The sequence below is a fragment of the Marinobacter changyiensis genome, assembly GCF_009193265.1.
Lineage (GTDB): Bacteria > Pseudomonadota > Gammaproteobacteria > Pseudomonadales > Oleiphilaceae > Marinobacter > Marinobacter changyiensis.
In genome coordinates, this window is the sequence record NZ_VZZZ01000008.1 from 36,494 (window position 1) to 53,263 (window position 16,770).

Sequence of the window (16,770 nt, forward strand, 5' to 3'; positions counted from 1 at the left end):
ATTTAATCTGTTGTGTTCTGGCCGGAATGCGCCAGTTGGTCGGCAATACAGGTCAGAATAGCATTATCATCCAGCGCTGCTGGCAAACCGACCCATCGGAAACCGGCAGCTCTGGCCTGCTGGGCTATGCGCTCAACGGGCACCACGAGAAGCTGTTGTTGAAGATTATGGTTGGTATTCTGGCTCAGCGCGACGAGATTGTTCAATGTTTCCCCCGATAGAGTGATAACCACGTCCGGGCTGAAGGTGCTCAGGGCGTCTTCCAGCTCAGCGTTACTGTAAGCCGGGCACTGACGACGGTAGAGCGCGAGCTCGGTAACCTCTGCGCCGCGCTGTCTCAGCGTATCGCGGATCAGCTCACGGCCCTGCTCCCCACAGGCGAGGAGAACCTGTTCGCCCGCGGGTGCTGCCAAGTCGGACAGTTCCAGTAAATGTTCGCTGGTAAAGCCGGTGGTAGAGGTCTGAGGCTCGAGACCGGCGGCTGCCAATGTATCGGCGGTTGCGGCGCCAACCCCGTACCATTTGATTCCCACTGGTGGCTGTGGCCACCAGGCGTCAATACGTTCCAGCAACAGCCGCGCGGCAAACGGACTGACGGTAATCACGTGGGCAAACTGATCCAGGTTCTGAATCAGCGTGCGTTGCACCGGTGTTTCGTCCAATATTCGCCTTTCCAGCAGCGGAAATTCCCTGACCCTGGCGCCCGCTTGCCGCAGGTATTCACTCAGCCGTTGGGATTCCGGCCTCGGCCTGCAAACGAGGATACGCCGTCCCGCGAGGGGCAACTCAGGTTGGAGTGTGACCATAGATCTCCGCCAAAACCCGGTCTGCACCCAATGCCAGTAACTCTTCGGCCAACTCGCGACCCAGGCGTTCACCTTCGGCGCGAGGCGCACGGCCTTCCACCCGGAATATTTCTGTGCCGTCGACCGCACCCACCAGGCCCCGTAGCCATAGGATGTCGTTCTCTTCCAGCAAGGCATAGGCTGCGATCGGCACCTGACAGCCTCCTTCAAGGCGGCGATTCAGGGCTCTTTCAGCCTTTACCCGATCGGAGGAATCGGTGTGATTGAGCGGCGCGAGCATCTCAACCAGCTCGTGGTCGTCCAGCCTGCATTCGATGCCAAGAGCCCCCTGGCCAACCGCCGGCAGGGAAATAGTGTCAGGCATGCTGTAGCGCACACGGGCATCGAAGCCCAGGCGTTTCAGGCCGGAACTGGCCAGTACAATGGCGTCGTAATTGCCGGCATCGAGTTTTGCCAGCCGGGTGTTCACATTGCCGCGCAGGGTACGAATCTGCAGGTCAGGGCGGTAGGCCCGTAGTTGGGATTCCCGGCGCAGGCTGGCGGTGCCGACAACAGCTCCCCGGGGCAGGGCATCGACGTTCTTGAAGTTATTGCTGACAAACGCATCAGTCGGATCTTCCCGTTCACAGATCGCCACCAGCCCGAGCCCGTCCGGGAACATCATCGGAACATCTTTCATGGAGTGCACGGCAAGGTCGGCGCGGCCGTCAAGCATGGCTTCTTCCAGCTCCTTGACGAAGAGACCCTTGCCGCCGATCTTGGCCAGGGGCACGTCAAGAATCTTGTCGCCCTGGGTTTTTATACCGAGCAGTTCCACCGTAATGTGGTCGTGCATGCGCTCAAGTTCAGACTTGATGAATTCTGCCTGCCACAAAGCCAGGGCGCTGTTACGGGTTGCGATACGAAGTGTGCGTTTTGCCATGATTCAGTGCGTTGCCACGGTTAAAAATGAGTGGCCTTAGCGTACCTTGTGAGGGCGCAAATGTCCCGCCCGGGATAGCTCCACCAGCTAACCCGGTTGGAGATCATTCAGCCATTGCCGCACCGCGGTGGCATGGCGCCGGCTCACACTGAGGGTGACTGGAATATCCCGCAGGGCAAGCTGGTAATGACCATCGCCAGTGCGTTTGAGACCCTGTATAAAGCGGACGCCAACCAACGTGTGGCGGTGGATTCTGAGCAGCTCCCCGGGGTAGGTGTGTTCGAGTTCCTTGAGGGTGTGGTCGGTTACGGTTTCGCCCCGGTCATGGTAAATCGTGACGCACTTCTGGTCGGCCTCGCAGAAATGAATGCGGCTGAGTTCAATCAGCTCCGTGCCACGATGGGTACGGACAGCCAGTTGATTACTGACGGCATCCGGCGCTGACGCCAGCGCCCTGAGCTGAACCCGGTTGATCCGCCCGGCCCGGGCCAGGGCGTCGCTGAGTGCTTCGCGGCGGACGGGTTTTAACAGGTAAGCCACCGCGTGAACTTCAAAGGCGGCGATGGCGTAGTGATCGTACGCGGTACAAAAAATAATCGCCGGAGGATTGTGGACGGTGTTGAGCTGCTCGGCAACGTCCAGGCCATCCATGCCGGGCATGCGGATATCAAGCAATACGATGTCCGGTTCCAGGCTGGCAACGGCCTTCAATGTGCTATCGCCATTATTCGCTTCGCCGCAGACTTCATAGCGATCCAGTGCGTCCATGAGCCGGCGGATACGTTCGCGGGCAAGCGGTTCGTCATCGGCTATGAGAACCTTCTGACGTGCAGGGTCAATCATGATTGCGGATCCGAAAAAATTGGTTTCATGGTGCCGGCCCGCTGCCAGGGCAGACGGACTGTGACTGTGTAGATATCGTTTTGCTGGCTGTTCTTGAGCACCGCAGGTTCGCCGAACAAGGCTCGCAGACGTGCCTGAATATTGTCCAGTGCCATACGATTGCCTTCGTGATTCTGCTCGCCCGGACCCGGGCGCGGGTTTTGCACCATCAGGTAAACATAGTCGCCTTTTCGGTACCCTTCTATGCGTACCGTGCCACCCTCTTGTCGTGGCTGGATACCGTGATAGATAGCATTCTCCACCAGAGGTTGCAGTGTCAGCGGGGGGATTGCCTGCATCATCAGGCCATCCTCCACCGCCCAGACGACGTTTAACCGATCGCCCAGGCGCAGGCCTTCAATCATCAGATAACGTCGGCACAGGTCGAGCTCTTCCTCCAGCGGGATCAGCCGGTCCTGGGTGCGAAGGCTGGCCCGGAACAACTCCGACAGGTCCAGCACGGCGTCTTCGGCCTGCTCCGGCCGGGTAGCGATCAGGCTGGCAATGGTGTTCATACTGTTAAACAGAAAATGCGGGTGGATTCGGGCCTGCAATGCGGTCAGGCGTGACTGCATTTCGGCCTGGCGCTGCTGTTGCCACTGGTGTTGCAGGTAAAAATACCTCAGTACCATCAGGGTGATGATCATCGCCAGCAACAGGTTTTTGCCGATTGCCTGCCAGCCGGCGGGTGAAAGCCCCGGATTCAGCATCTGGTCTGCGAACAGACTGAAGAACAGCACGTCCAGCATCACCAGCAGCGTTATTGCCAGGGTAGCCCGGCTGACTCGAAAGTGTTGCAGCCAGCGTCGCATCAGGCAGATTAATGCGGTACTGGTCAGCACGGTCCATTGCACGAACAGTGACAGTAAGCCGAAGTAGTTCCAGTCGATCCATTGGCGCTCAGCCTGCATGACCGCCAGTAACAGAACCATCAGTTCGCTGGTGACCAACAGGGTGAAAACGGCCCTGACGCGACACAGATCCGGCACGAAAAAATCTTCCGAGACTGCTGCTGGCGCTCTGGGAGTCCGGTTTCGGTCACCGTTTCTCTTAACAGGATTCTTCATGGGATTTTGCATGAGGTTCTGCATGGGGTGAGAGTCCTTCAGACAGTGTTATAATGCTGGCCTCATTTCATTCAGGTCCGTCAGATAATGCCGGGCTGCCAGTAGGAAAGATAGACCATGACTGATCAGAACAAGACCTCCGAAAAACCCTGGGGCGGTCGGTTCAGCGAACCGACTGATGCATTTGTGGAACGGTTCACAGCGTCGGTCGGGTTTGATCAGCGGCTCTACCACCACGATATTACCGGCTCCATTGCCCATGCCACCATGCTGGCAGCGGTCGGGGTGCTCACCAACGAAGAGAAAACCCAGATTATCGAGGGGCTGGCGGCAGTAAAAGCGGACATTGAAGCGGGTCGGTTTCAATGGTCGGTGAGCCTGGAAGATGTCCACATGAACATTGAGGCCCGGTTAACCGACCGCATTGGTATTACGGGCAAAAAACTCCACACCGGTCGCAGCCGTAATGACCAGGTCGCCACCGACATCCGGCTGTACCTGCGGGATGAGATTGATGTGATCGCTGACGAACTGGCCCGCCTTCAGGCTGGTCTGCTGGACCTAGCCGAGCGTGAGGCGGGCACCATTATGCCCGGCTTTACCCACCTACAGACTGCCCAGCCGGTAACTTTTGGTCACCACCTGCTGGCCTGGTACGAAATGCTGGTGCGCGATGGTGAGCGCCTGCAGGACTGCCGCAAGCGGGTCAACATCATGCCCCTCGGGGCTGCTGCCCTGGCGGGCACCACCTATCCTATTGACCGGGCCATGACAGCGCGTTTGCTGGGATTTGACCGGGCCAGTGAAAATTCGCTGGATTCCGTCAGTGACCGGGATTTTGCCATCGAGTTCTGCAGTTTTGCCGCCCTGTTGATGACCCACCTGTCTCGCTTCAGTGAAGAGCTGGTGCTGTGGACCTCGGCGCAATTTGATTTTATCGACTTGCCGGACCGGTTCTGCACAGGCTCCTCGATCATGCCCCAGAAGAAAAACCCGGATGTACCGGAGCTGGTGCGGGGCAAGACTGGCCGGGTCAACGGTCATCTGGTGAGCCTGCTGACGCTGATGAAAGGCCAGCCCCTGGCGTACAACAAGGATAACCAGGAAGACAAGGAACCGTTGTTTGATACCGTGGATACGGTCAAGGGTTGCCTGAAGGCCTATGCCGACATGGTGCCTGCTATTCGTGCCAAGACCGAGAACATGCGGATCGCTGCCAAGCGCGGTTTCTCAACGGCGACAGATCTGGCGGATTATCTGGTCAAGAAGGGTGTGGCGTTCCGGGATGCTCACGAGATTGTCGGCAAGGCGGTGGCGTTCGGGGTGGCCGAGTCCCGTGACCTTTCCGATATGACGCTGGCGGAACTGACGGGCTTTTCCGATGTGATCGGCGAGGACGTGTTTGATGTTCTCACCCTGGATGGCTCGGTTCAGGCCCGGAATCATCTTGGCGGAACCGCGCCCCGGCAGGTGCGGGCTGCGGTCGCTCGGGCTCGCAACAACCTGGCGGGTTAGTCTCCGTGGTTGTTCAGGCTGCACCGATTACCCTCGACTTTGACGAGGGCCTGGATCGCAAGACGCTCAAGCAACTCTGTGGGCGCTTCCTGCATATCAACGACGCCCGCTGGCAGCGTGCCCGGTCGGCGCTGGCCCATCGCCAGCAAGCGCTTCTGGATGTGCTGCCGTTGATTTTCCATGTTAATCACCCGGCATTGCCGGGCTACCTTGATTACGATTGCCCCTTCGGTGTGTCCAATTATCAGCCCTCTGCCGAGGTCCTGAGTGCCGCCCAACGTCTTGCCCGCTCGTTTGCCCTGAAGGACACGGGCAAGCGTAAACCGGACATTGAGGCGCTGTTTCTGATGGGAAGCCCCGGCACCCTGGGCCATTCGGTGGCCAGTGACCTGGACGTATGGTTGTGCCACCGGAACGACCTGAACGAGGCTGGCATCCGGCGCCTGGAGAAAAAATCCACCCAGGTTTCTGCCTGGGCGTCCTCGCTCGGTCTTGAACTGCATGTGTTCGTATTTTCGGCGGCCGACTGGCGTGCCGGGCGGCAGCGTGCGGAAGTGAACGGTGAGAACTGCGGCAGTGCCCAGCATTACCTGCTGCTGGACGAGTTTTATCGTACCGGCATTCATCTGGGTGGTTGCTACCCCCTTTGGTGGCTGATTCCGGTGTCCGATGAGCCGCAATATCAGGCCCGGGCGAGACAGTTGATCGAGTGCCGGTTTATCCGCGCCGAGCATTACATCGATTTCGGGTCGGTGCCGGCAATTCCCCAGGAGGAATTTCTCGGGGCTGGTGTATGGCAGCTTTATAAGGGTATTGACTCGCCCTGGAAATCGCTGCTGAAGCTGTTGCTGATTGAATGCTATGCCCGGGACCGGTCCGGTGGCCCGTTGTCGCTGGCGTTCAAGGCGGCGGTATATCGGGGCGAGACCAATGCCGACCGTCTTGATCCCTATGTGTTGCTGTACGAGCGGCTGGAGGCCTGGCTGCTGTCGATTTCCGCGCCGGACCGGTTGGAACTGATACGCAAGAGCCTGTATCTGAAAGCAGGGCTGCCGCTGAGTCGCGCCGAAGCGGCTGCGGATACCTGGCGGGGCAGATTGCTGGGTGATCTGGTGGCTGGTTGGGGCTGGGAGGCAGGGGTCCTGAAATCCCTGGACAACCGGCAAGACTGGAAAGCCGGGGAGGTGCAGACTTTGCGCCGCGCCATGGTCAATGAGCTGACTCACAGTTACCGGTTGCTGTCACGACTGGCCCGCACCCAGGCGGGCAAAGCGGCAATCAGCGCCGAAGATATGGGCTTGCTGGGGCGCAAGCTCTATGCGGCGTTCCAGCGCAAGGCGGGCAAAGTTGAACTCATCAATCCGAATCTGGCGCCATCGCTGGCGGAGGAAAACCTGGCGTTCTACCACCAGTCAGAGCAGGCCGGGCAGGACGCTGCCGAGGGCTGGCTGCTCTACCGGGATCTGGAAGCCCCCTCCGATGCCTTCTGGCAGCCAGTGATCCGGCGCTCCAATAATCTGACCGAGATGTTGGTGTGGTGTTATTGCAACGGCTTGTTGACCCGGTCGACCCGCCTGAATGTGCGGGCGGGAACAAGCGCAATTACCGTCGGTGAGCTCAAGGAACTGATCGAAGCACTTGGCACGGGTCTTCCTGTGCCTGTTGAGCCTGCCGGCCGTGACGCCCTGCAGGCGCCTGCCCGACCATTGCGGACACTGCTGTTCGTGAATGTCGCCATTGACCCCCAGGCTCACCTGACCGAACGCGGGCTACACAAGCTCAGTTCACGCCATGACTCGCTCGGGTTCAGTGGCGGACGTGAAAACCTGGTGCACAGCATCGACCAGATCACCCTGAATAGTTGGCATGAGGTAAGCCTTCACCACTACAGCGCGGGTGATACGCTGATTCAGTGCCTGAAGAACTATCTGGCGACGGTGGTGGGTTCGCCGTCAGAATTGCCGCGGTTGTCAGTGCATTGTAAAAGCCTCGGACACGGCAGCACCATTGCCCGGCGGGTTCAGGAGCTGTTCAGTGACGTGCAGGCGACGTTCTTTGCTGGCGGCAGCGGGCCGCATCAACTGCGCTATGTGATTGAAATGGATCGTCGATTTTTCGTGCTGCAGTTTACCGCCAACGAACCGGGTTTCGTCGGTGTGGAGAGCCGTGCCGAATTGCTGAATTTTATCCAGCGGCCCCAGCAGCAATACACACCGGTGGTATTCGACCGCTACGCCATGTCGGAAGACCCGGTGTTGAGAGCCGTTTGCCATGCCAGCCAACCCGAAACGGTGCAGGTTTTCTTCCAGATCGCCGGTGCCCGGGCGACGCTGTGGGTAGTGGATGAACTGGGTTCAGTGGCGTGCTGGCAGCAGGCGTTCACCAGTCGGCGCCACCTGTTGGCGCCGTTGTTGCGGTTCTTCGGCAACCTCATCGAGCGGCGCCAATTGCGGTTTGCCTCGGGTCTGGCCGGAGGCCTTGCAGAGTGTCTTTGCTATGAGGTGGTTTTGGAGTCGGGCCAGTGGCAGGTTGAGCGCAGGCCAGCGGTTGATGAAGACGTTCCTCTGGATGGCCTCGACGTGCAGGCGGTGGGGGTCCAGGAAGGCGGCAGCCATCTCCGTTTTGATATCTTTTGCGGGGCTCAGGAATTCAGCGTGCAGGAATACGGTGATCAGTTGATTCCTGCCGTTGCCCGTTATATCCGTTCTTTGCGCCAATCCGGGGAGAGCTATCCGATTTACCTGACTGACCTCCACTTGCCCCATGATCTGGATCCCTATGGCTATCAGCAGGACCTGCAAACCACCCAGTACCTGTATTACCGATTGCAACTGGAGCGTGCGCTGAATCAGGCAGTGGCGCGCCAGCGCTGATCTCGCGTCCCGGGGCCGGTGTCGGGTATACTTCTGGCACGTTTATTTGCAGGGATAGTTGCCATGTTGGCGCGAGGAACACTGGTTTTAGTGCTGTTGGCAGCGGGCCTTCTTGGGGGGTGCGGGCAGAAAGGTCCGCTCTACCGGGGGGTCCCGGTTGATCTGCCCCCCGCAGCAGCAGAGCCCGCCGTTGGCGGGCAAACCGCTGACGAGCGGGAACCGGGGTAGCTGCGACCCAGCCTGACTTGCGTTGTGCGAACACTCTGCCACTTTTTACAGGAAACCGGATGGACCACTTTAACTACCGTGACGGGCAGCTTTACGCTGAAGACGTTCCCGTTGCAGACATCGCAGAGCGTTTTGGCACGCCAGCCTATGTCTATTCGCGAGCGACTCTGGAGCGCCATTACCGGGCTTATGATGACGCCCTTTCGGGCCGGCCTCACCTGGTCTGTTACGCGGTCAAGGCCAATAGCAATCTGGCGGTTCTGAATGTTCTGGCACGCCTGGGAGCCGGTTTCGACATCGTCTCTGCCGGTGAGCTGGAGCGGGTGCTCCGGGCTGGTGGTGACCCCGCCCGGGTGGTGTTTTCCGGGGTCGGAAAGCAACCCTGGGAAATGCGTCGCGCGCTGGAGGTGGGTGTCCGCTGTTTCAATGTGGAATCGGACACGGAACTGGATCGCCTGAACGCCATAGCAGGTGAGATGGGTGTGCGAGCGCCGGTTTCACTTCGGGTCAACCCCGATGTGGATGCAGGCACGCATCCTTACATTTCGACCGGGCTGAAAGAGAACAAATTCGGCATCGATATCAACGAGGCGCCAGCGGTTTACGCCCGCGCCGCCACGCTGCCAAACCTTGAGGTGGTCGGGGTGGACTGCCACATAGGGTCGCAATTGACCACGGTTACGCCGTTTCTGGATGCCCTGGACCGTGTGCTGGCGCTGATTGACCAGCTGGCGGCCGCGGGCATTGTTATCCGGCATCTGGACATGGGCGGTGGCCTGGGGGTTACCTATGATGAGGAAGCGCCGCCCCAGCCCGCTGATTACGTGACTGCCTTGAGTGAACGCCTGGGTGACCGCTCCGTTGAGCTGATCATGGAACCAGGCCGCTCCATTGCTGCAAATGCCGGTATTCTTGTGACCCGGGTAGAGTTACTCAAATGCACTTCGCACCGGAATTTTGCCATCATCGACGCTGCCATGAATGACCTGATCCGGCCTGCGCTATACAGTGCCTGGCAGGCCATCGTGCCCGTCCGGCCCCGGGCGGATGCTGAAGAGAAGATCTGGGATCTGGTCGGCCCGGTTTGCGAAACCGGTGATTTTCTGGGTAAGGACCGGCCCTTGCGGCTGGCCGCCGGCGATCTGCTTGCGGTTCGTTCTGCCGGTGCCTATGGTTTCGTGATGAGCTCCAATTACAACACCCGTAATCGCCCGCCGGAACTGATGGTGGACGGCGACCAGGTGCATGTGGTCCGGCAGCGCGAAACCCTGGACGATCAACTGCGTCTCGAAGTCAGCCTGCCGGAATGAGCGATGCCGGGATGAGTGATTCGCGCCGCGGGCAGGGTTTACTTCTCTGCTTTACCAAGATGCACGGTCTGGGTAACGACTTTATGGTGGTCGATGCCATCAGTCAGCCGTTCCGTTTGCGTCCTGAGATGATTCGCAGCCTGGCAGACCGGCATTTCGGTATTGGCTTTGATCAATTATTGGTGGTGGAGCCGCCCGGGCTACCGGACGTGGATTTCCGCTATCGCATATTCAACGCCGATGGCACGGAAGTCGAACAGTGTGGCAATGGGGCCCGCTGTTTTGCCCGTTTCGTCCGGGATCAGCGACTGACCAACAAAAAGGTGATCCGGGTTCAGACCGCCGGAGGCGTGTTGGAGCTGCGCGTTGGTCGGGATGGCTGGGTGACTGTCAACATGGGGGTGCCGGAGCTCAATCCGCCGGCCATTCCATTTGCCGCCGATTCGCGACAGCCGAGCTACCCCATTGAGGTGGCGGGTAGCTCCTACGAGCTTTGCGCGGTCTCGATGGGCAACCCTCACGGGGTGCTGTTGGTGCCGGATGTCGACACCGCACCGGTCCTTACGTTGGGCCCGGCTCTGGAAAAACACCCCCGGTTTCCGGCCCGGGCCAATATCGGTTTTTTGCAGATCGTTGACCGCAGCCATGCCCGTCTTCGTGTATTCGAACGCGGTGCCGGTGAAACCCTGGCCTGTGGCAGCGGCGCCTGTGCAGCGGTAGTGGCTGGCCGCCTGCTGGGATTGTTGGACCAGCGTGTAGATGTGGCGCTGCCGGGCGGCCATCTGGTCATTGAATGGCAGGGTGAGGGAGCCGCTGTTATGATGGAGGGGCCGACTGCCCGGGTATACGACGGTCAGATCCGGCTGCCCGGAGACTCTGCAGCCAGGCGAGGGCGCAGACCACCCCGCTCCGGTCAGACTTCCCGATAATCGCAGGCAATCGAGCTTGCGCAACGGCTCCTGCCAGACAGGTAGCGACTGAAGGAGAACAGCATGACAGAACCAACGGCCCACCAGAAGGCCGAGGCCCTGACACAGGAACAGGTGGCGGACTATTTGCGTTCGAACCCTGACTTCTTTGTCGAGCAGGACGAGTTGCTGCGGAGTCTGACGTTGCCCCATGACAGCGGCCGGGCAATTTCACTGGTTGAACGCCAGGTACACCTGTTTCGGGAACAGCGGGACACGCTGCGTCACGAATTGGTAGAGCTGGTCTCGATTGCCCGCCATAACGACCGCCTGTTCGAAAAGAGCAAGCGCCTGCTGATGCTGATCATCGAAGCGCGCTCGCTGAATGATATGGCGGCTGCCATTGACGACAGTATCCGGGGTGATTTCGGGCTCGACGCGTCCTCTGTCATTTTGTTTACCAATGCCACGTTGCCCGCCAGTCCGGAAGGCGCACTGCAGGTAGTGGCTCCGGATGTTGCCCTTAAGCGCCTCGGCAACCTGCTGGACGGCCAGCGGGCAGTCTGTGGCCAGTTCCGGGACAGTGAGCGGGCGTTCCTGTTTCCCGGCCGGGAAGAGCCAATTGCGTCTGTGGCACTGGTGCCATTACGTACCGATAAACTCATGGGTGTTTTCGCGGTGGGGAGTCGTGAGCCCGGCTATTTTGACGAGAGTATGGGGTCACTGTTCCTGACCTACATCAGCGATACCCTGAGCCGTTTGTTGCCGCCAATCCTGCAGCAGCACACCTCTGTAGCGTCGGTGGCAGATATTGTTGCCGAGTCCCGCTAACCGTGACAGGGCGTGGCTCTGGTGAGAGTGAGGGTGCGGCGCCATTGCCGCAATCGCTAAGCGAGCCTCTGAAACAGTTTATCGAGCACCTTTCTTCGGAGCGCCGTCAGGCGCTGCAGACCTGCCGCAACTATGAGCGCGACACCCTCCGGCTCGCTCACTATCTCCACCAGCAACAGGTCGTCCATTGGTCAGAGCTGGACCTGGGGCGGCTCCGACGTTATGTCGGCGAGCTCAGTCGGGCCGGTCTCGGGGGGCGCAGTATTGCCCGGCACCTGTCTTCCATCCGGCGTCTTTATGATTACCTGTTGCGGGAAAAGCAAGTCCGTGACAATCCGGCTCTGGATGTACGTGCACCCAAATCTGCGAAACGCTTACCGGGGGTGGCTGACGTCGACCAGATTAACCACCTGTTGAACGCCGAGTCCGATGACCTGCTGGAAGTACGTGATCACGCCATGTTCGAGTTGATGTACTCATCCGGCCTGCGCTTGTCGGAGCTGGTGGGCCTTGACCGCAGCGCCATTGATATGAGCGCCGGCGAGGTTCGGGTACTGGGTAAAGGTGGCAAAGAGCGCATTTTGCCGGTCGGGCGGCAGGCACTCAAGGCCTTGCAGGACTGGCTCAACCAGCGGGGGAATCTGGCAGCTGAGGGCCAGCCGGCCATGTTTGTCAGTCAGCGAGGAGATCGCATCAGCACCCGTTCGGTCCAGGTTCGACTGCGTCGCTGGGGCATTGCGAAAGGTGCAGATCAGCGGCTTTATCCCCACCTGCTCCGGCATTCCTTTGCCAGTCACTTGCTGGAGTCCAGTGGGGATCTGCGCGCCGTCCAGGAGTTGCTCGGCCATGCAGACATTGCGACGACCCAGATCTACACCCATCTTGATTTCCAGCATCTGGCCAAGGTTTATGACCAGAGCCATCCTCGGGCCCGTCGTCGCCCGGGCCAGAAAACGGAAGACGATCGATAAACTCCGACTCGATGGCTGACGCCGGAATGTTTATAGTTCGTGTAGGCAAATGCGCACTGTTCGGCCGGGCAGAGCTCTGCCGGTTAGCGCCCCTACGGGCCGAACTCTAATGACGCAATTGGGCGTCCAGTTCGTCAATGATTTCGGCCCAGTCCGAATCAGCCGCCACGCCTTCTCGCAGGAATTGTGACTGGGACTCGCTCCAGAACGGGGCGTCGGGTAATTTTATTGAGGGTTCCAGCGGTGAGTGTTCGACGATGAACTGCTCTACGCTGGCGTTGTCTTCGGGCAGACCAAGCTGTTCGAACAACGTGGTAAAGGTATGTTGACTGGTATCCATGGCAAATGCTCTCTGACTGGTGTGTGCTTCCAAAACCACCTGCAAGTAACCGGGTAGGTATATTGATGCAGTCCGATGATTACTGTAACCAAAGTGCCGGAGATAGCCAATGACCAGGCGCCTTGTGGTCGCGCTTTGTGGCATGTTGTGGGCTATGCTCCCGGTGGCATTGAGCGCTGATCCGCCGATGGAATCCCCAGCGCCGGTGCTGGGCAGCGAGGACCTGGCGTGGCTTGAGCAACAATCCGCGTTTACCATCGGTGTCCGCCCTGCCCAGGTGCCTCTGGCATTTATAACTGCGGATGAAACCCTGGTCGGCACCTACATTGATTACCTGAAACTGCTCAGCAATAAGCTTGATAAGCCGGTAACGCTGGCGGCAGGTACCGGGGCTGAGCTCGAGTCACAGCTTTTCCGTGATGAGCTCAGCGCCGTTCTCATGACCCGGTTGCCCGGGCAGAGGCTGGCGGAAGGCTTGCTCGCAACAGAGCCGTTTATGACTCTGACCTATGGCCTGTTCGTTGATGCCGGTGATGCCAGTATTCGTAAACTGTCTGACCTGGAAGGGCGCCGGCTGGCACTGGTGGCGGACGACAGCAATCAATACCTGTTGCTGGAACCGGTAGAGTCGTTTACGCCGGTGCCGGTCCGGAACGTAAGTGAAGCGGTCAGTGCAGTCTTGTCCGGTGAGGCTGATGCTTTTCTCGGCCCGGTGCCGGTGGTGGCGGATTATCTGCAAGCAGCGCTCATCAACGGTATCGGCGTCGCCACCCTGCTTAATGATTCGCCTGTTGAAGTGGTGCTGGCAGTCCCCGAAGACCGGCCGCACCAGTATCGTGTACTCCACCAGGCGATAAAGTCGTTGACTCATAATGAACATCGGGCGGTGCGCCAGGCCTGGCTGCCCTTCCAGGTGCCGGAAGCGGGCCTGGAGTCCAATATCCAACTGACCGGTGCGGAGCTTGACTGGCTGAAGCACAATCCGGGTCTGCGGGTGGCCTTCCGGGCCGATTGGCCTCCGTTCGAGTTTCGTCAGGGCGAGGAGCTTCGCGGCCTGGTACCGGACCTTGTCGGCCGGCTGGAAACCCAGCTGGAAACCGGTTTTAACAAGCAGGTTATAGACGACTGGCAGAAAGCTGAAACGGCCCTGCGTGAGGGTGAGATTGATATCTTGCCAGCCTTGCCTCGAACGCCGCGACGTGAAGGTCAGTTTCTGTTCAGTCGGCCTTACCTGAGCCTGCCCATCGCGCTGGTTATCCGAGACGATGGCCGGTTTATCGGCGATCTTCGGGAGTTACGAGAGGAGAGGGTCGGGGCGGTGCGACTGCAAGCCAGCCATGAGTATCTGTTGATTAACCACCCGGAGCTCGACCTCTATCCGGTGGATTCCATTCAGGAAGGTTTGCTGGCGCTGTCAAACGGTGACCTCGATGTCATGCTGACCCACATTCCGGGTGTCAGCTATACCGTCGCCCGGCTTGGTCTTTCCAATCTCCGCATCACCAGTATCACGCCCTATCAATACGAACTCCGGCTCGCGGTACGAAAAGACCGACCGGAACTGATGCGCATCATAAACAAGGCATTGGGCAGCCTGGACAGTACTGAGACGGACACCATATACAATCGCTGGATCAATCTTGATGTGGAGCAGGAGCCTGATTACACCGCCGTCAGACGGGTGATTCTGATTGCCGTGGTGGTGGTGTTGATTTTCCTGTACTGGAACCGCAAGTTATCGCGGGAAATAGACGAGCGTATCCGGTCCGAAGATGCCTTGAGACGCAGTGAAGACAATCTCAGAGCAGCCAAGCTGGAAGCGGAGCGGCTGGCGCAGGAGGCCGACAGCGCCAACCGGGCAAAGAGTGAGTTCCTCGCCAACATGTCCCATGAAATCCGCACCCCGATGAACGCCGTGATCGGCTACAGTGATTTGCTGGGCGACAGCGTCACCGACCCTAAGCACCGTCATTACCTTGATGCCATTCGTGCTGGTAGCCGCAGCTTGCTGATGCTGATTAACGATATTCTTGACCTGTCGCGTATCGAAGCAGGAAAAATGCGGCTTGAATTCGCGCCATTGGCGGTCCAGCGCCTGCTTGACGATGTGCGGCACATATTTGATCTGCGGGCCCGTGAGCAGGGTATTGATCTTGTCGTCACCGTGGCACCGGACATGCCACCTGCCATGGTGCTGGATGAAACTCGTCTTCGCCAGGTGCTGTTCAATCTGGTGGGTAATGCCATCAAATTTACTCATGAGGGCCGCGTTGAAGTAACGGCCAACGTCCGACCAGAACAAGCCCAGCCTGGCGAGGGCACGCGTTACGAACTGATGATCACCGTAACCGATACCGGTATTGGTATTGCCGCTGATCAACAGGAGCATATCTTCGATGCCTTCGAGCAGCAGGAGGGCCAAAGTAGCCGGAAGTACGGCGGGACTGGCCTGGGCCTTGCGATCAGCCGCAAGCTTGCGGGCATGATGGGGGGTGAACTGACCGTAGTGAGTGAGCCCGGCAAGGGCTCAACCTTTACACTCAGGTTGCCGGGAGTCAAAGCCACCAAAGCTGTTGCCGGGTCGGACGCCGAGCCCGCCATTGCCGAGCGGCCGATGATTGAAACTCTGAACATGCAGGAGCGGGGCTGGCTTCACGACCAGCTTTCCCGGGACTTTGGTGATGAGTGGAAAGTGGTCAGGGAAAGTGGCGACCCGGAGCAGATGCGGGACTTTGCGAACCGGTTGGTGCAGTGGGGGCAGCGTTATCGCTCACAGCTGGTCAGTCAATACGGTGAGAAGTTGCTAGCCGATGTGGATGCCTTCAACCTGGACGCGGTAAATCGGGCGCTGGAGGTTTTTCCACTGTTGCTTGGACAGGCGCCCGCCCAGGCATAAAGCCAGTTCAAAGGCAGTCGTACTGGGACGATTTGTCGAATGCGACAGCAACCATGTCGTAGCCACTGTTGGTGAGGGACTGGATCAGATCGCGGTCACGCAGAAGCGCCATGCAGATCTGATGAACGCTGGCCTGCAGCTGTTCCTGTGCAGGCATGCTCTGGAACCGGAAGTCGACAATAATGTATTTGCGGTCAACCCGGGACGCTGCGGGTATGTCACTGCGTTCAATGCTGTCAAACCCGATGTAAACTGGCTGTCGCTGGGGAAACACGTCATTCATGACCACGTCGATGTTTTCCGCTTGGGCGGAAGGCGCGACCAGCGTAGACAGGAGGGCGGCCAGGGTGGCAAAAAATCTGATGTTCATAGCGGCAGTGTTCTCTGGGAGTAGTAGGGCTATGTAACTTATAGTAAAAATATGTTACCGGGAATTATTGCAGAGTCCAGTGTTCAGTGCGCCCGTCTTGATGATCATTTTTCAATTGTTTGCAGAGTGAGTGCGTGAGGTCTTTGTGCCTGGACGTTTCTGTCGGGAGACAGATCAACTATGATGAACGCTGAGCGCAGGGACTGAGAGGAAAACGCCATGTTTCAACTGGTTTTTAAAGGGGAGTGTACGTCGGGCACGGATCTGGATGCCGCCCGGAATAACGCACGCTCACTGTTCAAGGCATCCATGGAACAGGTTGACCGTATGTTCAGTGGCCGACCGGTTGTTATCCGCAACAAGCTGGATGAGCCGCAGGCCCAGAAGTACCGGGCGGTTCTGCACAAGCACGGTATGATCGCCTACGTTGAGCCTATGGCCGGAGCTCCGGCAACCGGATCGCCCGAAAATGCGCCCGCAGACCCTGCGCCAGCCCGGGCAGCGGAATTCCGGCCCCCTGAAAAGCCGGTTGGCAATGCCGCCCGACTACCCGCCACGGAGCCTGGCGAGCGGCTATCGGTGGCAGGGGATAAAGTGGATGAAATTCTGGCAGGGTCCGGGCTTGCCCTTGACCCGGTCGGCGTCACCCTGATGACCCACAAGGAGGTTGAAGCGCCGATGTTCCAGCATCTGGCTGACTGGACACTGGCACCGCCGGGCTCTGAGCTGGGTGTTAAGCGAGATCTGCCACCGCCTGTTGTGCCCGACGTCTCGCATCTTTCGTTGCAGGACAAGAACCGGAAAGAACATTAAAGCTCCAGGGCGGGCAGCCAGCCAGGCTGTCCGTCATC

15 protein-coding genes are annotated in these 16,770 nt (G+C 59.1%); 9 read left to right on the forward strand and 6 right to left on the reverse strand.

Annotated elements, in window-relative coordinates; translation table 11 throughout:
• Positions 1 to 2: 2 nt before the first annotated feature.
• The 4 genes from F6Y09_RS18925 to F6Y09_RS18940 all read right to left on the reverse strand — a co-directional run bounded on the left by F6Y09_RS18925 (position 3) and on the right by F6Y09_RS18940 (position 3,677).
• Positions 3 to 806, reverse strand: a complete 804-nt coding sequence (locus F6Y09_RS18925) for a uroporphyrinogen-III synthase (RefSeq protein ID WP_152208516.1) — start codon at positions 804 to 806, stop codon at positions 3 to 5.
• Positions 787 to 1,728 (reverse strand): hydroxymethylbilane synthase, encoded by a 942-nt coding sequence (gene hemC / locus F6Y09_RS18930; protein WP_152208517.1) that lies wholly within the window; start codon positions 1,726 to 1,728, stop codon positions 787 to 789. Before hemC ends, F6Y09_RS18925 begins: the two co-directional genes overlap by 20 nt.
• A gap of 87 nt (positions 1,729 to 1,815) precedes the next feature.
• On the reverse strand, positions 1,816 to 2,571 hold the full coding sequence (locus F6Y09_RS18935) for a LytR/AlgR family response regulator transcription factor (protein ID WP_152208518.1): 756 nt from the start codon (positions 2,569 to 2,571) through the stop codon (positions 1,816 to 1,818).
• Positions 2,568 to 3,677, reverse strand: a complete 1,110-nt coding sequence (locus tag F6Y09_RS18940; protein ID WP_152208616.1) for a sensor histidine kinase — start codon at positions 3,675 to 3,677, stop codon at positions 2,568 to 2,570. Before F6Y09_RS18940 ends, F6Y09_RS18935 begins: the two co-directional genes overlap by 4 nt.
• Before the next feature lie 117 nt (positions 3,678 to 3,794).
• On the opposite strand from F6Y09_RS18940, the gene argH reads away from it, so the two are divergent.
• The 7 genes from argH to xerC all read left to right on the forward strand — a co-directional run bounded on the left by argH (position 3,795) and on the right by xerC (position 12,313).
• Positions 3,795 to 5,192, forward strand: coding sequence for an argininosuccinate lyase (gene argH, locus F6Y09_RS18945; protein WP_152208519.1), 1,398 nt, complete (start codon positions 3,795 to 3,797; stop codon positions 5,190 to 5,192).
• Between the two features lie 5 nt (positions 5,193 to 5,197).
• The gene (locus F6Y09_RS18950; protein ID WP_152208520.1) at positions 5,198 to 8,065 is read left to right on the forward strand and encodes a class I adenylate cyclase; all 2,868 of its coding nucleotides are present in this window, start codon (positions 5,198 to 5,200) and stop codon (positions 8,063 to 8,065) included.
• A gap of 63 nt (positions 8,066 to 8,128) precedes the next feature.
• Positions 8,129 to 8,293 (forward strand): LPS translocon maturation chaperone LptM, encoded by a 165-nt coding sequence (lptM, locus tag F6Y09_RS18955; RefSeq protein WP_152208521.1) that lies wholly within the window; start codon positions 8,129 to 8,131, stop codon positions 8,291 to 8,293.
• A 59-nt stretch (positions 8,294 to 8,352) separates the two neighbouring features.
• Positions 8,353 to 9,603, forward strand: a complete 1,251-nt coding sequence (gene lysA, locus F6Y09_RS18960; RefSeq protein WP_152208522.1) for a diaminopimelate decarboxylase — start codon at positions 8,353 to 8,355, stop codon at positions 9,601 to 9,603.
• A gap of 11 nt (positions 9,604 to 9,614) precedes the next feature.
• Positions 9,615 to 10,532, forward strand: coding sequence for a diaminopimelate epimerase (gene dapF / locus F6Y09_RS18965; RefSeq protein ID WP_152208523.1), 918 nt, complete (start codon positions 9,615 to 9,617; stop codon positions 10,530 to 10,532).
• Positions 10,533 to 10,595: 63 nt separating this feature from the next.
• Positions 10,596 to 11,342, forward strand: coding sequence for a DUF484 family protein (locus tag F6Y09_RS18970; RefSeq protein ID WP_152208524.1), 747 nt, complete (start codon positions 10,596 to 10,598; stop codon positions 11,340 to 11,342).
• A 44-nt stretch (positions 11,343 to 11,386) separates the two neighbouring features.
• Complete coding sequence (xerC, locus tag F6Y09_RS18975) at positions 11,387 to 12,313, forward strand: tyrosine recombinase XerC (RefSeq protein WP_152208617.1); 927 nt, start codon at positions 11,387 to 11,389, stop codon at positions 12,311 to 12,313.
• A 106-nt stretch (positions 12,314 to 12,419) separates the two neighbouring features.
• Here xerC and F6Y09_RS18980 read toward each other — a convergent pair whose 3' ends face one another.
• The gene (locus F6Y09_RS18980) at positions 12,420 to 12,653 is read right to left on the reverse strand and encodes a DUF2789 domain-containing protein (RefSeq protein WP_152208525.1); all 234 of its coding nucleotides are present in this window, start codon (positions 12,651 to 12,653) and stop codon (positions 12,420 to 12,422) included.
• Between the two features lie 109 nt (positions 12,654 to 12,762).
• Here F6Y09_RS18980 and F6Y09_RS18985 point away from each other — a divergent pair, with 109 nt between their 5' ends.
• Complete coding sequence (locus F6Y09_RS18985) at positions 12,763 to 15,549, forward strand: ATP-binding protein (protein ID WP_179959471.1); 2,787 nt, start codon at positions 12,763 to 12,765, stop codon at positions 15,547 to 15,549.
• Between the two features lie 7 nt (positions 15,550 to 15,556).
• Here F6Y09_RS18985 and F6Y09_RS18990 read toward each other — a convergent pair whose 3' ends face one another.
• Complete coding sequence (locus F6Y09_RS18990; protein ID WP_246180604.1) at positions 15,557 to 15,919, reverse strand: hypothetical protein; 363 nt, start codon at positions 15,917 to 15,919, stop codon at positions 15,557 to 15,559.
• Between the two features lie 219 nt (positions 15,920 to 16,138).
• On the opposite strand from F6Y09_RS18990, the gene F6Y09_RS18995 reads away from it, so the two are divergent.
• The gene (locus F6Y09_RS18995) at positions 16,139 to 16,732 is read left to right on the forward strand and encodes a hypothetical protein (protein ID WP_152208526.1); all 594 of its coding nucleotides are present in this window, start codon (positions 16,139 to 16,141) and stop codon (positions 16,730 to 16,732) included.
• The last annotated feature ends 38 nt before the right edge of the window (positions 16,733 to 16,770 follow it).